The 16,242-nt window shown below is 55.3% G+C and carries 17 protein-coding genes; 5 read left to right on the top strand and 12 right to left on the bottom strand.

Annotation, left to right across the window (positions count from 1 at the left end; all coding sequences use genetic code 11):
- Window positions 1-2: 2 nt before the first annotated feature.
- From ABHF33_RS12270 to ABHF33_RS12260, 3 genes are all read right to left on the bottom strand, one after another.
- Complete coding sequence (locus ABHF33_RS12270; protein ID WP_348944224.1) at window positions 3-617, bottom strand: cytochrome b/b6 domain-containing protein; 615 nt, start codon at window positions 615-617, stop codon at window positions 3-5.
- Complete coding sequence (locus ABHF33_RS12265) at window positions 614-1,447, bottom strand: formate/nitrite transporter family protein (RefSeq protein WP_348944223.1); 834 nt, start codon at window positions 1,445-1,447, stop codon at window positions 614-616. Before ABHF33_RS12265 ends, ABHF33_RS12270 begins: the two co-directional genes overlap by 4 nt.
- Window positions 1,448-1,597: 150 nt before the next feature.
- Window positions 1,598-2,872 carry an L-lactate MFS transporter gene (locus ABHF33_RS12260; protein ID WP_348944222.1) on the bottom strand — a complete coding sequence of 425 codons (1,275 nt, stop codon included), beginning with the start codon at window positions 2,870-2,872 and terminating at the stop codon, window positions 1,598-1,600.
- A gap of 222 nt (window positions 2,873-3,094) precedes the next feature.
- Between ABHF33_RS12260 and ABHF33_RS12255 the strand changes: the two genes are divergently transcribed.
- The gene (locus ABHF33_RS12255; RefSeq protein ID WP_348944221.1) at window positions 3,095-4,051 is read left to right on the top strand and encodes an IS1595 family transposase; all 957 of its coding nucleotides are present in this window, start codon (window positions 3,095-3,097) and stop codon (window positions 4,049-4,051) included.
- A gap of 105 nt (window positions 4,052-4,156) precedes the next feature.
- On the opposite strand, the gene coq7 is transcribed toward ABHF33_RS12255, so the two are convergent.
- Window positions 4,157-4,792: a 2-polyprenyl-3-methyl-6-methoxy-1,4-benzoquinone monooxygenase gene (coq7, locus tag ABHF33_RS12250; RefSeq protein WP_348944220.1), complete on the bottom strand. Its 636-nt coding sequence runs from the start codon at window positions 4,790-4,792 to the stop codon at window positions 4,157-4,159.
- Window positions 4,793-4,898: 106 nt separating this feature from the next.
- Between coq7 and ABHF33_RS12245 the strand changes: the two genes are divergently transcribed.
- From ABHF33_RS12245 to ABHF33_RS12235, 3 genes are all read left to right on the top strand, one after another.
- Window positions 4,899-5,507, top strand: coding sequence for a peptidylprolyl isomerase (locus ABHF33_RS12245; RefSeq protein ID WP_348944219.1), 609 nt, complete (start codon window positions 4,899-4,901; stop codon window positions 5,505-5,507).
- A gap of 36 nt (window positions 5,508-5,543) precedes the next feature.
- Window positions 5,544-6,047, top strand: coding sequence for a peptidylprolyl isomerase (locus tag ABHF33_RS12240; protein WP_157669706.1), 504 nt, complete (start codon window positions 5,544-5,546; stop codon window positions 6,045-6,047).
- Window positions 6,048-6,108: 61 nt separating this feature from the next.
- Window positions 6,109-6,858 carry a UDP-2,3-diacylglucosamine diphosphatase gene (locus ABHF33_RS12235; protein WP_348944218.1) on the top strand — a complete coding sequence of 250 codons (750 nt, stop codon included), beginning with the start codon at window positions 6,109-6,111 and terminating at the stop codon, window positions 6,856-6,858.
- On the opposite strand, the gene ABHF33_RS12230 is transcribed toward ABHF33_RS12235, so the two are convergent.
- A complete protein-coding gene (locus tag ABHF33_RS12230; protein WP_348944217.1) occupies window positions 6,836-7,642 on the bottom strand; it encodes a hypothetical protein in 807 nt (268 codons plus the stop codon). The genes ABHF33_RS12235 and ABHF33_RS12230 overlap by 23 nt on opposite strands.
- A 118-nt stretch (window positions 7,643-7,760) precedes the next feature.
- Between ABHF33_RS12230 and ABHF33_RS12225 the strand changes: the two genes are divergently transcribed.
- Window positions 7,761-10,457, top strand: coding sequence for a cation-translocating P-type ATPase (locus ABHF33_RS12225; RefSeq protein WP_348944216.1), 2,697 nt, complete (start codon window positions 7,761-7,763; stop codon window positions 10,455-10,457).
- A gap of 51 nt (window positions 10,458-10,508) precedes the next feature.
- Here the strand turns inward: ABHF33_RS12225 and ispF are convergent, their stop codons facing one another.
- The 7 genes from ispF to ABHF33_RS12190 all read right to left on the bottom strand — a co-directional run bounded on the left by ispF (window position 10,509) and on the right by ABHF33_RS12190 (window position 16,224).
- Window positions 10,509-10,994, bottom strand: a complete 486-nt coding sequence (gene ispF, locus ABHF33_RS12220; RefSeq protein ID WP_348944215.1) for a 2-C-methyl-D-erythritol 2,4-cyclodiphosphate synthase — start codon at window positions 10,992-10,994, stop codon at window positions 10,509-10,511.
- Window positions 10,995-11,043: 49 nt separating this feature from the next.
- The gene (locus ABHF33_RS12215; RefSeq protein ID WP_348944214.1) at window positions 11,044-11,496 is read right to left on the bottom strand and encodes a hypothetical protein; all 453 of its coding nucleotides are present in this window, start codon (window positions 11,494-11,496) and stop codon (window positions 11,044-11,046) included.
- Window positions 11,497-11,545: 49 nt separating this feature from the next.
- A complete protein-coding gene (locus ABHF33_RS12210) occupies window positions 11,546-12,382 on the bottom strand; it encodes an IspD/TarI family cytidylyltransferase (RefSeq protein WP_348944213.1) in 837 nt (278 codons plus the stop codon).
- Window positions 12,379-13,206 carry a tetratricopeptide repeat protein gene (locus ABHF33_RS12205; protein ID WP_348944212.1) on the bottom strand — a complete coding sequence of 276 codons (828 nt, stop codon included), beginning with the start codon at window positions 13,204-13,206 and terminating at the stop codon, window positions 12,379-12,381. The genes ABHF33_RS12210 and ABHF33_RS12205 overlap by 4 nt, the downstream gene beginning before the upstream one ends.
- Window positions 13,207-13,222: 16 nt before the next feature.
- Complete coding sequence (dnaQ, locus tag ABHF33_RS12200; RefSeq protein ID WP_157669715.1) at window positions 13,223-13,960, bottom strand: DNA polymerase III subunit epsilon; 738 nt, start codon at window positions 13,958-13,960, stop codon at window positions 13,223-13,225.
- A 165-nt stretch (window positions 13,961-14,125) separates the two neighbouring features.
- Window positions 14,126-15,232 (bottom strand): ABC transporter ATP-binding protein, encoded by a 1,107-nt coding sequence (locus tag ABHF33_RS12195; protein WP_348944211.1) that lies wholly within the window; start codon window positions 15,230-15,232, stop codon window positions 14,126-14,128.
- A 56-nt stretch (window positions 15,233-15,288) separates the two neighbouring features.
- On the bottom strand, window positions 15,289-16,224 hold the full coding sequence (locus ABHF33_RS12190; protein WP_348944210.1) for a carbohydrate ABC transporter permease: 936 nt from the start codon (window positions 16,222-16,224) through the stop codon (window positions 15,289-15,291).
- Window positions 16,225-16,242: the final 18 nt, after the last annotated feature.

Genomic DNA, 16,242 nt, shown 5'->3' with positions numbered 1-16,242 from the left:
GACTAGGCCCGCTCCTGCTCTAGCTGGATGTAGTGCGCATCAATCTGCGGCGCTGCAATTGCATCCACCACGGTTAAATCACGCACAGCAAGGCGACGCAAAGCCACGCGCCCGGCAAAGTAATGCATGGCACTGGCATACAGGCCATGCGCCAGGGCAATAAACACAAACCCCATGGCCACCAGCACATGCAGTTGGCGCACAAAACCCATGGCTTGCGGGTTGAGCGTCATCGGTACCGTCATGCCCAGCACACTTTGCCCGGCCAGATAGGCCACACTCAGCAACACGCCGCTACAGGCCAGAAAGCCGATCAGACCATACAGCAAGGCGTGCATCACTTTAGCCACCAGCACCTGCGCTTCATCCTCGCCGCACGGCGCAGGCGCGCCATAGTGGTTCAGCACCAGCAAACGCAGCAGGCTCACGCCGAAGGTCATTTGCCCCAGCACAGAATGCGCCTGCAGCCAGAACGCATGGGCGCTGCTGCCACGGCCAAACCATTGCGCCAGCCCCAGCGCCAGTACGATTCCCAGCACCAGCAGCACCGTCAGCCAGTGCATCAGGACCGAGAACGGATGATACTGCTCTGCCTCTGGGCGAATATTCGGGGTCATGGCAAGTCGATATCCGTCGGGTTGTTAATCTTGCCGTCGGTTTCGGAATACAGCCAGGCGTAGGGCAAGCCGATCAGCAAAGCGCCGCCCACAATATTGCCCAGCGTGGCCGGAATCAGATTCAGCGTCACAAAATCAGCCACCGCCAGATCAGCTCCGGCCAGAATCGCCGCTGGAATAAAGAACAGATTGGCAATACTGTGCTCCATGCCCAGTGCAACAAAAGTCATGACCGGCGCCCAGATACCCACCATGCGGCCCAGCGTATCCTTGGCCGAATAGCCTTGCCAGGCCGCCACACAGACCAGCATATTGGCCAGCACGCCTTTCATAAAGACCACCTGAAACGGCTGGTGAACTTTGTGTTCGGCTAGATTGATAATGTAGGCCGTCCAGGGTTGATGGGCGCTGAGCAGGCCAGTCATATAGGCAAACGCCCAGGCAGCAAACAATGCGCCAAACAGATTACCCAGATAAGACACGCCCCACACCCGCACCACTTCCTGCAGGCGCACTTTACGGCGATACCAGGGCACCATTTGCGTTGCGCAATTGGAGGTAAAAAGATCCGCCCCGGTGAGCACAACCGCAATAAAGCCGATTGGAAAAACGGCGCCAAACAGCAATTTATCCAGCCCGGGGTTTTCTGCCAGCAGTTTGGTCGCGCCCCCTGCCACCACCACGGCCAGCAAAGCACCCAGCGAAATAAAAATCCCGCCCAGAAAGGCCATCACCAGCAAGCGCGGAGGGCGCAGCGCGGCTTTGCTGAGCGCAGCGTCGTCGATGTAATTGACCAGATGGTCGGGGCTTAAAATATTGGAAGCGGCCATTTTTTCTTACCAGCAAAGACATGCAGAGATCATATTCTAGGCGCTTAGCCAGCGCAAAAGATCACCACAATTACCTAAAACCAGCAAAAAGAGCCGAACAATCGGCTCTTTTTGCGGCAAATCAAACTTATGAAACTTCTGCTCCCGGAACTAGCGCCCTGCTGCGCTCAGGGCCACATCGCCCAGTTGCGCCTGCTTTTTCGCCAGTTCGCGATTGACAAAGAGCTTCATCGCCACCGATACGGCAAAAGCAAACAGGAAGATCACTGCAAATACCACCGTCATCGCCGCGTAGCTGCCTGATGCTTCACGCAGGAAGGACGCGAATGACGAGCCCACCAGCCCTGCCATTGCCCAGGCGGTCAGCACATAGCCGTGGATCGCACTCACTTGCTTGGTACCAAACAAGTCACCGATATACGCAGGTAGTGTAGAGAAGCCGCCGCCGTAGCACGTCATGATCAGATAGAGCACCGCCTGAAACACCAGCGCGTCGCGCATTGAAGGCAGGAAATAAAATGCCACTACTTCAATGGTAAAGAAGGTGATGTAGGTATTCGGGCGCCCCAGATAATCGGACATCGTCGCCCAGACCAGACGGCCGCCACCATTAAACAGACCAATCATCCCGACCACGGCACCGGCAGCCAACGGACTCATGCCAGTGACTTCCTGTGTCATTGGCGAGGCCACCGAAATCACCGCAATCCCGCAAGTGATATTAATAAACATCATGATCCACAAACCATAGAACGGTTTGGTTTTCACCGCCTCATTAGCCGTCATTGGCATCAGATCCATCGCCACTTTGGCTTTGCCAGACGCCTGGCTTTCTTCAAAGCCAGCCGGTTTCCAGCCTGCAGGTGGCGGCTCCAGATAGCGGGCCGACGATAACATCACCACCGCGTACAAAATACCCAGCGTGTAGAAGGTATTGGCAATGCCGACGGTCTGGATCAACTCAGCCATCAGCGGCGCACCAAAGAAGGAGGCAAAGCCAAAGCCCATGATCGCCAACCCGGTCGCCAGACCACGACGGTCAGGAAACCATTTCATCAGCGTTGAAACCGGCGTGACATAACCCGTCCCCAGCCCCACCCCACCGAGTACGCCGTAGCACAAGTACAGCATCCATAAATTACCGATCGAGACGGCAAAACCCGCGCCGAGCAAACCGAGCGACCAGCAGATGGCCGAAATCGTGCCGGAAAAGCGCGGGCCGCGTTTTTCGACCACATGCCCCATCACGGCCGCCGACATGCCGAGCATAAAGATGGCCAGACCAAAGGTGAAGCCGACTTCTTTCAGGCTCCAGCCAAATTGCGCCATCAAAGGTTTGGAAAAAACGCTCCATGCATACACGGAGCCAATCGAGATATGAATCCCGACCCCTGCTGCTGCCATTAACCACCGATTCTTAGCCATCACGACCTCCAGTCACTGAAATTGCGCGGGTCTTTATTGATAAAGATTTTTGCGTCAGGACTAGATTGCCATTTTGCTTACGAGCACATCTTGACTGTAATCAACAAGGCACTATTACACAGAGGCTACAACAAACCCGGACCTGATTAGGTAGCCATCTCAGCAAACATTGATTTGCTGAATCATACTGACAGTATGTAGCGCCTATCAGGAGTCGACATCATGGCTATGAATCGCATTCAGTTCCAACCCGGTTTATCGCTCCCCGAGTTTCATCGTCAATTTGCTACCGAAGATCAGTGCCGTACCGCGCTGGAACGGGCCCGATGGCCACAAGGGTTTCGCTGCCCACATTGCCAGCATACCGCCTGCTATCGCATTCAGGGCCGCACTCATCCGCTGTTCCAATGTGCCGCTTGTCGCAAACAAACCTCGCTCACCGCAGGCACCTTGCTGCAAAAAACCTTGCTACCACTGCGGATCTGGTTTCTGGCGCTGTATTTGATTGGTGAAGCCAAAACTGGTTTGTCGGCCTTGGCACTGAAACGGCAGCTCGGCATCAATTACCGCACTGCTTGGTTGATGCAACATAAAATCATGCAGGCCATGCAACAACGAGATTCAGCCTATACGCTCAGTGGCACGGTGCAAATCGATGACGCCTATCTAGGCGGCGAGCGCTCAGGCGGCAAAGTTGGGCGAGGTTCGGAAAATAAAGTGCCCTTTGTGGCGGCGGTTTCGCTGGATGAACAGCAGCACCCCATCTATCTCAAGCTCACGCCAGTGGCTGGGTTTAGTCAGCAAGCCATCATCGAATGGGCGAAGGCGTGTTTAACGCCGGGTACGCAGGTGATTTCTGATGGCTTGTATTGCTTCACAGCGGTCAGCGAAGTGGGCTGTACTCACCAGCCGTATGTGGCTGGCGGTAGGAAACCGAAAGATTTGCCGATGTTTCACTGGATCAATACGGTACTGGGGAATGTAAAAACCAGCTTATCGGGGACGTATCATGCATTCGCATTTAGTAAATATGCGGATCGGTATTTAGCAGCGATTGCCTACCGGTTCAATCGCCGCTTTCGACTGGACACCTTGCCCCTGCACTTACTCACGGCGGCCGTAACTTGCGAACCAAAAACCGAACGCTGGCTGCGTAAGAAAGCTGAGGTGACTACCTAATCAGGAACCCGGATGGGATAGACGAGAATCAAATAAATAGGGGTATTGCCATACAGCCATTAACTAACAATAGCTACAGAGCAATACCCCTATCAAGCCCTTGATTTAAATGCGGTAGGACAAACTGGTCATTACTTTGGAGGTGGCGCTCATCAGCTTCACCACCGGCATAGGCAGTGGCGCTGCGCCTAGGGCGATCGCCTGCTCGGCGTGGCTGGTTTCATCAATCGCCATTTGCGTCACAATTGCGCGGCTTTTGGCGTCCTGCTCGGGCAACTGCGCCAGATGGCTTTCCAGATGCGCCGTCACCTGGCGCTCGGTCTCGGCCAGAAAGCCCAGATTCCATTTATCGCCAATCAGCCCTGCGGTGACGCCCATGGCAAACGAGCCGGCGTACCACAGCGGATTGAGCAGGCTGCGATGGCTGCCCAGCTCATCGAGCCGCTGCCGCGTCCAGGCCAGATGCTCGACTTCTTCGGCCGCGGCTTGCTTTAAAGCCTCACGCGCCGCAGGCTCACGCGCAGTCAGTGCCTGCCCCTGATACAGCGCCTGAGCGCACACTTCGCCGCAATGATTCACCCGCATCAGGCCCGCTGCGTGGGTTTTTTCTGCCTCGCTCAGCTCGGCCTCGGCCAGCTCGCGATCAGGATGGGGGCGAACACTCGTCGCTGGTGCCGCCAGAGTGCGCAAAACCGTGTCGAATTCGCCAATAAATTGGTCCAGAGTGGGTAGTTTGAACATGAGTGAGCTCCATCAGACGCACAATTCTACACCGCCGCCGTGGTATGATTCGTTGATATTTTTCATCTTTGATTCCCTTGCGGAATTTCAATCAGCAGGACGCCCCATGAAACGCTTTGTCGCAGCCGCCGCACTGGCACTTTCTAGCCTGGCCGCATTCGCAGCCAACCCGCAAATCGAAATGGTGACCTCCAAGGGCAAAATCGTCGTCGAGCTTTACCCGGAAGCCGCGCCCAAAACGGTGGCCAACTTTCTGCAATACGTCAAAGCCAAGCATTATGACGACACAGTTTTTCACCGTGTGATTAATAATTTTGTCGTCCAGGGTGGTGGTTTTAACGCGCAAATGGAGCAAAAACCAACCAAAGCCGCGATTGAAAACGAAGCCCAGATGGCGTTCGAGAAAGGCCTGAAAAATGACCGGGGCAGCATTGCCATGGCGCGCACCGGCGCACCGCACTCGGCCACCAGCCAGTTTTATTTCAATCTGGTCAATAATGACTCGCTGAACTACCCTTCGTTTGACAAATGGGGCTACACCGTTTTTGGCAAAATTGTCAGCGGGATTGAAGTGATCGACCAGATCGCCAAAGTACCGACACTGCCGGGCGATGTACCCGCCGAAGCCGTCAAGCTGATCAGCGCACGCGAGCTACCCGCCAAACCGGGCAAAGCAGCGTCCAAAGTCGCGGCACCAAAAACAAACAGCAAATAATACAAATCCATCTTCATACCAACCGGAGAGACTCTGATGAGCAAAGTAAAACTGAGCACCAGCAAAGGCGATATCGTTCTGGAATTGAACGCTGAAAAAGCGCCGATTACCGTGGCCAACTTTCTGCAATACGTGAACGACGGCCATTACGATGGCACGATTTTCCACCGCGTGATTGATGGCTTTATGATTCAGGGTGGCGGCTTTGCGCCAGGCATGAAAGAGAAAAAAGACGGTCGCGCCAGCATTCAGAATGAAGCGGACAACGGTCTGAAAAACGATATTTACACCATCGCCATGGCACGCACGCCTGATCCACATTCGGCTTCGGCGCAGTTCTTTATCAATGCAGCCGACAACGACTTCCTGAATTTCCGCAGCAAAACAGCACAAGGCTGGGGCTACGCGGTATTTGGCGCGGTGGTTGAAGGCCAGGACGTGGTAGATGCAATTGAAAAAGTGAAAACCGGTAGCAATGGCTTTCATCAGGACGTACCCAAAGAAGACGTGATCATCGTCAAAGCTGAAGTGCTGGCTTAATTACCGATCCATCATCTGATCCAAAGCGCGGTTCACCGCGCTTTTTTTACATGCCAAGACCATGAACCGTCCTACGCTTTTCATCTCGGATTTACACCTGAGCCCGCTAGACCCGGCCACCGTAGCGGCATTTCGGCATTTTCTGGCGCGCACCGCCAAGCAGGCGCAAGCGCTGTATATCCTGGGCGATCTATTTGAATACTGGCTGGGCGACGATCAGCTGGACGACACCTTTTATGGCGAGATAGCGCGCGAGCTGGCGCAACTGGCCGACAGCGGGGTGGCGCTGTACTTTATGCCAGGCAACCGCGATTTTCTGCCCGGCCAGCGCTTTGCCCGCGAGGCGCGCCTGCGCATTATTGCCGACCCGAGCGTGATCAATCCTGCCGGGCAAGCGTTGCTGCTGGCGCATGGCGATGCGTATTGCACCGACGATCTGGCCTATCAGCGCTATCGCAAGCTGGCGCGCAACCGGCTGGTGCAATGGATCTGGCTGCATCTGCCACGCCGGATTCGCGACCGCGAAGCGGCCAAATTGCGGCAGAAATCGCAAGCGATGAACCAGCACAAAGCCATGATGATCATGGATGTGAACGATGCCGCGATTGAGGCCGCAATGCAAAAATACACCAGCAGGGTATTGATCCACGGCCATACACACAAGCCAGCTGTACACATATACCCATCAGGTACGCGCTATGTCTTGCCCGACTGGCATCAGGGGCAAGGCGGCTATCTGCAACTGGATGGCAGCACACTCAGCCTGCACCGGCTCGATGGCCATCCGCTTACTGCGCCAGTTCAACCTTAACCCAGACACTGTAACGCGTCTGACTGGCGCGCTGATCGACCCCGGCCAGGCGGCGTCGATCACTGGAGCTTTCGGCCTGCGTCTCGCCAATCGGCAGCCATTCGCCCAGCCGCCCTTCCACTTCGCTATACACCTCATGCACATTCACGCGGCCATCGCGCTGCAAGCTGCTGGCCTGCGGGGCAATTTTCAGGCTGATGCGCTGATCGCCGAGCAAGGCTGGGGCGACATAAAAGCCGCTGCCCGCCACCTGCCAGACGCCGCCGTATTGGCGTATCTGGTAAACCGGGCGGTGGATAAAGCTCAGTTGCGGCACAAAACGCTGCTGCCCCAGCATAATCATCGCCGTACCACCATCGAGCGTGCGCAAAGTCTGCTGACTAACAGCCGTGGTGCGGCTGTGTTGCTGCTCCAGCCCAAGATCAAGCCGGGCCTCGCTCCCCTGAGTACCGATCACCACCTGGCCTTGTGCATCAAGCGCCTGCACCTGCCGCTCGGCCAGCGAGCGCTGCTCGACGGTGATTGTTAAACTGCGCACTGGCTGATCCAGCTGCGCGGCCAGCGCTCGAATTTTCCGGTAGCTGGCTTCGTTAGGCGCAGTGATAATAATCTGGCCGGAAAATGAGCGCACCGCCGCTGCCGGAAAAGCGTCCTGCAAGGCCGCAGCCAGCTGCGTCGCCAGCTGGTGCCGGGGCGTAAAGGTCTCGACATATTCTGCGCGCAATGACATTGAGATACCCAGCAGCAGTATTGCCATATAGCCAATAATCAACTTGCTCTTCATACACATACCCCACTCAATTTATCGACTACACCATCACTGCACGCCCAGAGCAGATTCAGCAGCCCAAAGCGCCGCCGGGGGCTAAACTGAATCATCTGCGCTTTGGCTCTTGCTCATCATGCCCATTCCATCCGTTTCCGCACACCCGCCCGCACTCAGCCACGCGCATGCGCTGGATGTCGATGAGATTAGCACGCGATTGGGCGTCACGCCCGCGCAAGGGCTGGATGCCGCCGCAGTACGGCAGCAGCGCAGCGTATTTGGCGACAATACACTGCCACAAACGGCCATCCGCAGCCGCTGGCGGGTGCTGATTAGCCAGTTTCGCAGCGCGCTGATTCTGGTGCTGCTTGGCGCAGCGCTGCTCTCGGCGCTGATCGGCAATCTGAAAGACGCCGCCATCATCCTGACCGTGGTGCTGATCAATGCGCTGGTGAGCTTTTATCAGGAATATCGCGCCGAGCAAAGCCTGTCGGCGCTCAAGGCCATGCTGCCACCGCAAGCTTGCGTACGCCGGGACGGCTTGCGCTGCAGCGTCGATGCCAGCGAGCTGGTGCCCGGCGATATTGTGCTATTGGAGGCGGGTGATCGCGTCCCTGCCGATGGGCGGATTATCGTGGCGGCCGGGCTGGAAATTGACGAATCAACACTCACCGGCGAATCAATCCCGACGCGCAAAGAAGCCAGCGCGGCGCTCAACCTGCACACCACGCTGGCCGAGCGGCACAATATGGCCTACATGAACACGCTGCTAACGCGTGGCCGGGCCGAAATGATGGTGAGCGCCACGGGGCTGGCGAGCGAAATGGGGCAAATTTCGCTGGCGCTGGCCAATAGCCGGGAAGCGCCGACGCCACTGCAGGAGCAGCTCGACCGGCTGGGCAAAAAACTCGGCCTGATCGCCATTGTGCTGGTGGGCATGCTGGCGGTGCTCGAATGGCTGCGCGGCGAACAACTGGCGCATATCGTCATCAACACCATCGCGCTGGGCGTCGCGGCCATTCCGGAAGGACTGCCGGTGGTCGTCACGGTGACGCTGGCGCTGGGCATGCACCAGATGGCCAAGCGGCACGCCATCGTCAAACGGCTGGCCAGCGTGGAAACGCTGGGCTGCACCACAGTGATCTGCTCGGACAAAACCGGCACGCTGACGCTGAACCAGATGACCGCCCGCACGCTGTGGTATCAGCAACGCCATTTTGTCATTGGCGGCCAGGGCTATCAGCGCGCAGGCGAAGTCAACGCGCAAGACACCGCCCCGCTGCCGGATTTTTCCGTGCTGAGCAGCGCGCTTACCGCCTGCAACGACAGCCATCTGAACGACGAACAAGTGATTGGCGACCCGATGGAAGCGGCTTTGCGCGTGCTGGCGAGCAAGCTGTCCGCCCCCACCTCCAGCCCGGCACGGCTGGCCGAAGTGCCGTTTGATAGCCAGCATAAATACATGGCGACCTTTCATGCCAACGCGCAGGGCGTGCTGCTGTATGTGAAAGGCGCACCCGATGTACTGCTCGATTTATGCAGCCACATTCAGCTGGGCGATCAGGTGCAGCAAATGGATCTGGCCGGGCGCGCAGCGGCGCTGCAGCATTATCAGCAATTGGCCGCTCAAGGCCTGCGCGGTTTGCTGATTGCCTGCCGCCAGCTAACGCCAGAACAGTTTGCACCGCAGCATGAACAAGCCGCACAGATGGCGCACGTTCAGCATCTCACTTTGCTCGGCCTGATCGGCCTGCAGGACCCGCCGCGTCAGGAAGCGGGTAGCGCCATTGCGCACTGCAAGCAGGCGGGCATTGCCGTCAAAATGATCACGGGCGATCACCAAAGCACGGGGCTGGCCATCGCCAATCAGCTTGGGCTAAGGGGGCACTGCATCACCGGCGCCGAGCTGGACAGCATGAGCGACGCGGAGCTGGCCGCCAAAGTCGACGAAATCGCCGTCTTTGCCCGCGTTTCGCCCGTGCACAAGGTGAAAATCGTCGCCGCGCTGCAAGCCAAAGCGCATGTGGTGGCGATGACGGGCGATGGTGTGAACGATGCGCCCGCGCTCAAAACCGCCGACATCGGCATCGCCATGGGCAAAAACGGCAGCGCCGTCGCCAAGGAAGCCGCGACGATGGTGCTGACCGACGACAATTTCGCCACCATTGTCAGCGCTATTCATCAGGGGCGCACGCTGTATGAAAATATCCTGAAATTTGTGCGCTTTCAGCTCTCAACGACCATCGGCGCAGTGCTCACGGTGTTTGTCGCCCCACTGCTGGGCTTGCCCGCGCCGTTTACGCCGATCCAGATTTTATGGATCGCCATCATTATGGATGGCCCACCGGCCATTTCGCTGGCGCTCGATCCGGCGCGCGCCGACATTATGAATCAGCCGCCACGCAGCCAATCCGAAGCCGTCCTCACCCCACCACGCCTGCTACGCATTCTGGCTTATGGCGGCACGATGATGGTCGGCACGCTCGGCGTTTTGGCGTGGGGGCTTAACAGTGGCAGTGAGGAAAGCGCCGCGACGATGGCGTTTACCACTTTTGTGCTGTTTCAGTTTTTTAATGTATTTAACGCGCGTAATGAACGCCACAGCGCGCTGAACGAGCATTTTTTCAGCAATCGGATGTTGTGGTTATCGCTGCTGGGCGTGCTGGCACTGCAAATCATCGCCGTCCACTGGCCGCCCGCCCAAGCGCTGTTTGCCACGCACGGCATGGAGTGGAGCGACTGGCCACTCTGCATCGCCGTTGCCGCCAGCATCTGGCTGCTGGAAGAAGGCCGGAAATGGCTGTTCCGGCTGCTTTTCGCCTCAAGGGTATAGACCTGCAGATCAATATAAATAATGGCTACAAGGCTATACCCATCCGCAACTTTATGCCGGCAACAGCAAAGCTACGGCTTGCGCTTCAACCGCATCGCCCTCACCCACCGGGCCGAGCTTTTCATAGGTTTTGGCTTTGACATTCACACAAGTCGGATCAATACCCAAATCAGCGGCAATATTGGCGACCATCGCCGGAATATGCGGCGCCATTTTTGGCTGCTGAATCAAAATCGACGCATCCACATTACCGACGCGCCAACCAGCGATCCGCACCCGATCCACCGCCTCCCGCAGTAACACGCGACTATCAGCGCCCTTGAACTCGACCGCAGTATCAGGAAAATGCCGCCCAATATCACCCAGCCCCGCCCCGCCCAGCACCGCGTCGGTAATCGCATGCAAGAGCGCATCGGCATCCGAATGGCCGAGCAGACCTTTTTCATAGGGTATATGCACCCCACCCAATATTAACGGGCGCTCCAACACCATACGGTGAACATCCCAGCCTTGGCCGATACGAAAGGGTAATGACATGAGGTTTAGACTCCGGTTTGAATGAGTTAACTGAACTCCGTGCTAGATATTACTTATCTTTTGGCCGTAGACTTTCTTGCAATTTGGTCAAATCGACATACTGCATAAAACCACCTAGCGCTTTATGAACATTCGGATCTCGGTTCAAGCTAAATGCCGCGGCTTTTCCTAGCGCTTCAAAACCTTGCTGGAATCCTTGCATACCTTCATTTGCCAGCGCAATTCGCGCCTGTTTTGCGCATTGCATCGTGAGTAATCGCTGTAAAATTTTCGCTACGTTTTGCTCTGTCTGCATCTTGAGTTCAGGGTTATCCACCTGTAAATCAGCCAAAGTTGGATGAGCGCTAAAAGCGAAAAACAACATTTTTACCAGCTCGCTTTTTTCCTCTTCCGTCGTCGAATTAATCATACAGCGTTGCAAATCTTCGCCAAATGGACCTGCAAACGCCAGCGAGGAACAAAGAGAAAATCCAATCACAGCACAAAATTTACGCATCATCATAATCATCATCCCAAAAGAAATTTTTAAGTAAACATTAACAACTTAAGAATCAAGCAAGTAATAATAACTTTGCCAAGTGTAAATCCTGCGGATACGTCACTTTCAAATTCCACGGGCTGCCCATGATGAGTTTGGGTGATTTACCTAAACGTTCGAGCGCGCTCGCTTCGTCGGTAATGTCGGCCACATGATCGGGCAAGGCATCTTGTAGCGCGGCAAGTAATTCGCCACGGCGGAACATTTGCGGGGTCTGAGCTTGCCACAGGCCATCGCGTGGCGTGGTGCGGGCGATGCGTTGATCGGCAGCGGAGATCTTGAGGGTATCTGCAACAGGGACAGCCAATATGCCGCCTACAGCGTCATACTTCAGCTGGGTAATCATGCTATCAACTTGCGCGCTGCTCAGGCATGGGCGGGCGGCGTCGTGGACGAGCACCCAGCAATCTTCATCAGCGGCAATTTCAGCAATGGCAGAAATCCCCCCTAGCCCCCCTTTTTCAAAGGGGGGAACTCGATCGCTGGCGACTGATGCATGACCGCCAGAATCAACGCCACCAATTCCCCCCTTTGAAAAAGGGGGGCTAGGGGGGATTTCGACCATCGCGGCCAAACCATTCATCACCGACTCGGCACGACTCGCGCCGCCGACACGCAGCACGTGCAGTCGCAACGCTTCACCAAGCAAAGCCGCCCAGTCATAGCTACCCCACCATTCATCTTCGGGCGAAATCACAACGACAACCTGATCAATCTGCCCAGCACCCAGCAAAGCGCGTAGCGTGTGCGCGATCAGCGGCTGGCCGAGCAGATCGATATATTGTTTCGGCGTGGAGCTGGCCATGCGGCTGCCACTACCGGCGGCGGGAACGAGGGCGATTTTTTTCATTCTTCAGGGTAGGCTACATACACATCGCGGATAATCACGTCGCTGCGCGCGGTGAGCCACGCGGCGATCAGGTCGGCGACGGGTTGATCTTCAATTGCGGCGACGCCGTATTGGCGTACGACTAACCATTTGGGTGCTTCGCTGGCGACATTGAAATCAAAGTCGGCAATCGGCAAACACGCATCGGTGGCGACTTTAAAGAGGGTATCTTGTGCAAGCTCATCGGGTACTTCGGCTTCAATCACATACGTGGCCGCAGTATGCTGATAAATACGTTCCAGCACTTCATGCACAGGGAAACTCACGCCATCCAACTCGCGTGCGCCGCGCGGTACGCCATCGAGCAGCAGAATATCGCCGTGGCCGATTTCCAGATCGGGCAGTGGCACGCCATTGATGCGCGCCCGCGCCGGGTCTAGCCGCTCGCCCCAGATCACTTCCTGTTGCTTACCCACGCGAATCCTAATCGCGACGCGTTCGTTGCCGGTAGTTAGCGCGGCCAATTGCTCGGCACTGAATGCTTGATCAAACTTGGCCCAGGCTTGCGCCGCCGTGACCCAATCCTGATTGGCGGTGGCGGCAATGCCTAGATTCCACCATGCTGCTTCGTCGTCAGGTTTGATTTCGAGCGCGCGCGCATTGTGGCGTTGCGCCAGCGGCCAGTTGCTTGGCTCGCTGTTTTTATACAAGAGCGCCAGATCGTAATGCGTTTGTGCGTCTTGCTCGTCAATCGCCAAAGCGGCCAGAAAATGTTGCTCGGCCTGCGTCAGCTCGCCCTCTTCCCAGGCGGCGTGCGCGGCAGTTTTTAATTCGGTGGTATTCATGCAAACACTCATGATGTTAAGCCTCAGGTGCGGCCGGTTTGGGTTCTAAAGTGCGCCACAGGCAATCGGCTTTATTGATTTTATCGAGCTCATCCAGATAGGCGTGGTGCAGCGCCAAATCTTCTGCACTAGGCTGGGTACGAATCAGCGGCGCGCGCAGGCTGCGGCGAGCGGCGTCGGCGGCGGCTTCTTCTTGCGTGGGCGCAAAGTCGATCAGCAGGCTATCCTGCCCACGGGTCATCGCCATATAGACTTCGGCGAGCAGCTCACAGTCGATCAAAGCGCCGTGCAAAGTACGACCTGAGCGATCGACTTCGTAGCGGTCACACAAGGCATCGAGGCTATTGCGCTTGCCCGGCCACAGGTCTTTGGCCATTTTTAGCGTGTCGGTGACGCTTTCGACGTAATCTTCGATTTTGCCGCGCCCGAGCTTGCCCAGCTCCATATTCAGATAGCCGACGTCAAACGGCGCATTATGAATAATCAGCTCGCTGCCGCGCACAAACTCCAAAAACTCATCGACGATGGCGGCAAATTTGGGCTTGTCGGCCAGAAACTGCGTGGTCAGGCCGTGCACATTCAACGCGCCCTCTTCCGAATCGCGCCCCGGATTGATATAGCGGTGCAAATGGCGATCTGGAGCGGATAACTTGCGGTCTATCATTTCAACCGCAGCAATCTCCAGAATGCGGTTGCCGTCTTCGACGCGTAAACCTGTGGTTTCAGTGTCGAGGAAAATTTGTCTATTGCCCATAGCCGATCTGCTCAATTCAATGAAGCGGTATTGTAATGGATCAGGCTCCGCGCGACACGGTTTCATACTGCAGCAGGTTTGCGTGTCGGCAGCACACAGATTGCGCAGCCATAAAAAAAACCCGCCTTCATAAGAAGTGCGGGTTTTTGCAACACACAGCGGTAATTAGCTGCGTACGCGTTTGAATGCCTGACCTTCAGCGTCAAACAGCATGCTGTGTTTTTCCGGGAATTTGATGCGTACTGAATCACCGTATTTCAGGCCAGTCATATTCGATGGCAATTTGGCACAAATGATTTCGTTGATGCCAGGAATTTCAACGTAAGCCAGAACGATGTCGCCCAAGTGTTCGGTCAAGTCAACACGCGCTGGGATGCCCTCCGGATCGTTTTCTTCGCACAATTGGATGTGTTCAGGACGAATACCCAGAGTCACTTTATCGCCCACTTTAGCCGTTGATGCATTCACAGCAGCACGTACGCTAATGCCTTTTGGCAAGCGAACAACCGCAGCGCTTTGCTCAACGCCAACGATTTGCGCTTCGAAAATGTTCATTTTCGGTGAACCCAGGAAGCCCGCAACGAACAGGTTAGATGGGTTCTCGTACATTTCCAGCGGCGTGCCAACTTGCTGAATAATGCCGGCATTGAATACCACGATACGGTCAGCAAGGGTCATCGCCTCAACCTGATCGTGCGTTACGTACAGCATGGTGGTTTTCAATTCTTGGTGCAATTTAGACAATTCAACGCGCATATTCATCCGCAATGAAGCATCCAAGTTCGACAATGGCTCGTCAAACAGGAAGACTTTCGGGTTACGCACGATAGAGCGACCAATCGCTACACGCTGACGCTGACCACCTGACAAGGCTTTTGGCTTGCGCTCAAGCAAATGGGTCATTTGCAGAATTTCAGCGGCTTTTTTCACGCGCTGGTCGATTTCCGCTTTTGGCGTGCCAGCCAGTTTCAACGCGAAAGCCATGTTATCGTACACAGTCATGTGCGGGTACAGGGCGTAAGACTGGAACACCATCGCAATACCACGTTTTGACGCGTGTACATCATTGGCCAGTGTGTCGCCGATGTACAACTCGCCTGAGGTAATTTCTTCCAGACCAGCGATCATCCGCATCATGGTTGATTTACCGCAGCCTGATGGGCCTACGAATACAACGAATTCACCGTCTTTAATCTCAAGGTCTGCACCTTTGATGACACATACGTCTTTGGTGTAGTTCTTTTTGATATTTTTAAGAGTTACGCTAGCCATTTTGATTTCCTTAATTCTGAATTGGGTATTTTGTAAAGCGCCAATGCACGGGCATTTTATTTAACAGCACCATCCATGCCGGAGATAAAGTAGCGCTGGGTGAAGGCGAAGAAGACCAGTACAGGAATAACCGTCAACACAATCGCAGCCATCAAAGTGTTTTGCGAACCAGACAGCGGGCCAGTCAAATCGTTAAATACACCCACAGCCAATGGTTGCATGTCTTTGGCACGCATCACAATTGAAGACCAGATGTATTCATTCCACTGATTCACCAGCGTAAAGATCGCCAAAGCTGCAATAGAAGGCGTCGTTACTGGCAACATCACGCGCCACAGAATTTGCATCTCGGTCGCGCCGTCAACACGGGCAGCATCGATCAGATCTTGTGGTACCGCTTCAAAAGCCTGTTTCATCAGGAAAATACCAAAGGCACCCGCTACACCTGGCAATACCACGCCCAAGTAGCTATTCATACCAATGAGTTTTTTCCATGTTTCTGCGTCACTGCCAGTCAGCATCAATTGAAGCCAGTTCGCAAAATCACCCAGCTTCACAATCGTGATGTAGTTAGGTACCAACGCGGTTTCCTGTGGCAGCATCAGCGTGGCAATAATCGCAACGAAGATAAAGTTGCGACCAAAGAAACGCATCCGCGACAGTGGGTACGCAGCCAGAACAGAGATCACTACAGTGCCAACAACGGCCAGCGTGGTGATAATGACCGAGTTTTTAAAATAAGTTGAAAACGGAATTTCAACGAAAACGCGCTCAAACCAGACCAGCGTTGCACCAATACCATAGCCACCGGCTTCATCAGTAACGTGCGGCAAGAAGCTGTCCGGAAACAGGTAAGCATAAGAGCCATCGCTCGACAAACCAAACGACAAAGCCCACAACAACGGAAACATGGTAAACAAACCAAATGCAGACAAGCTGGCATATTGGAGCACCACGCTAAGGATGCGATTCAATTCCTTACTTTTAAACATGCTAATTTTCTCCCAGAA

This window comes from Chitinibacter sp. FCG-7, assembly GCF_040047665.1.
GTDB lineage: Bacteria > Pseudomonadota > Gammaproteobacteria > Burkholderiales > Chitinibacteraceae > Chitinibacter > Chitinibacter mangrovi.
The sequence above is the reverse complement of the archived record's forward strand: the minus strand, read 5'-3'. Positions and strand labels throughout refer to the sequence as shown.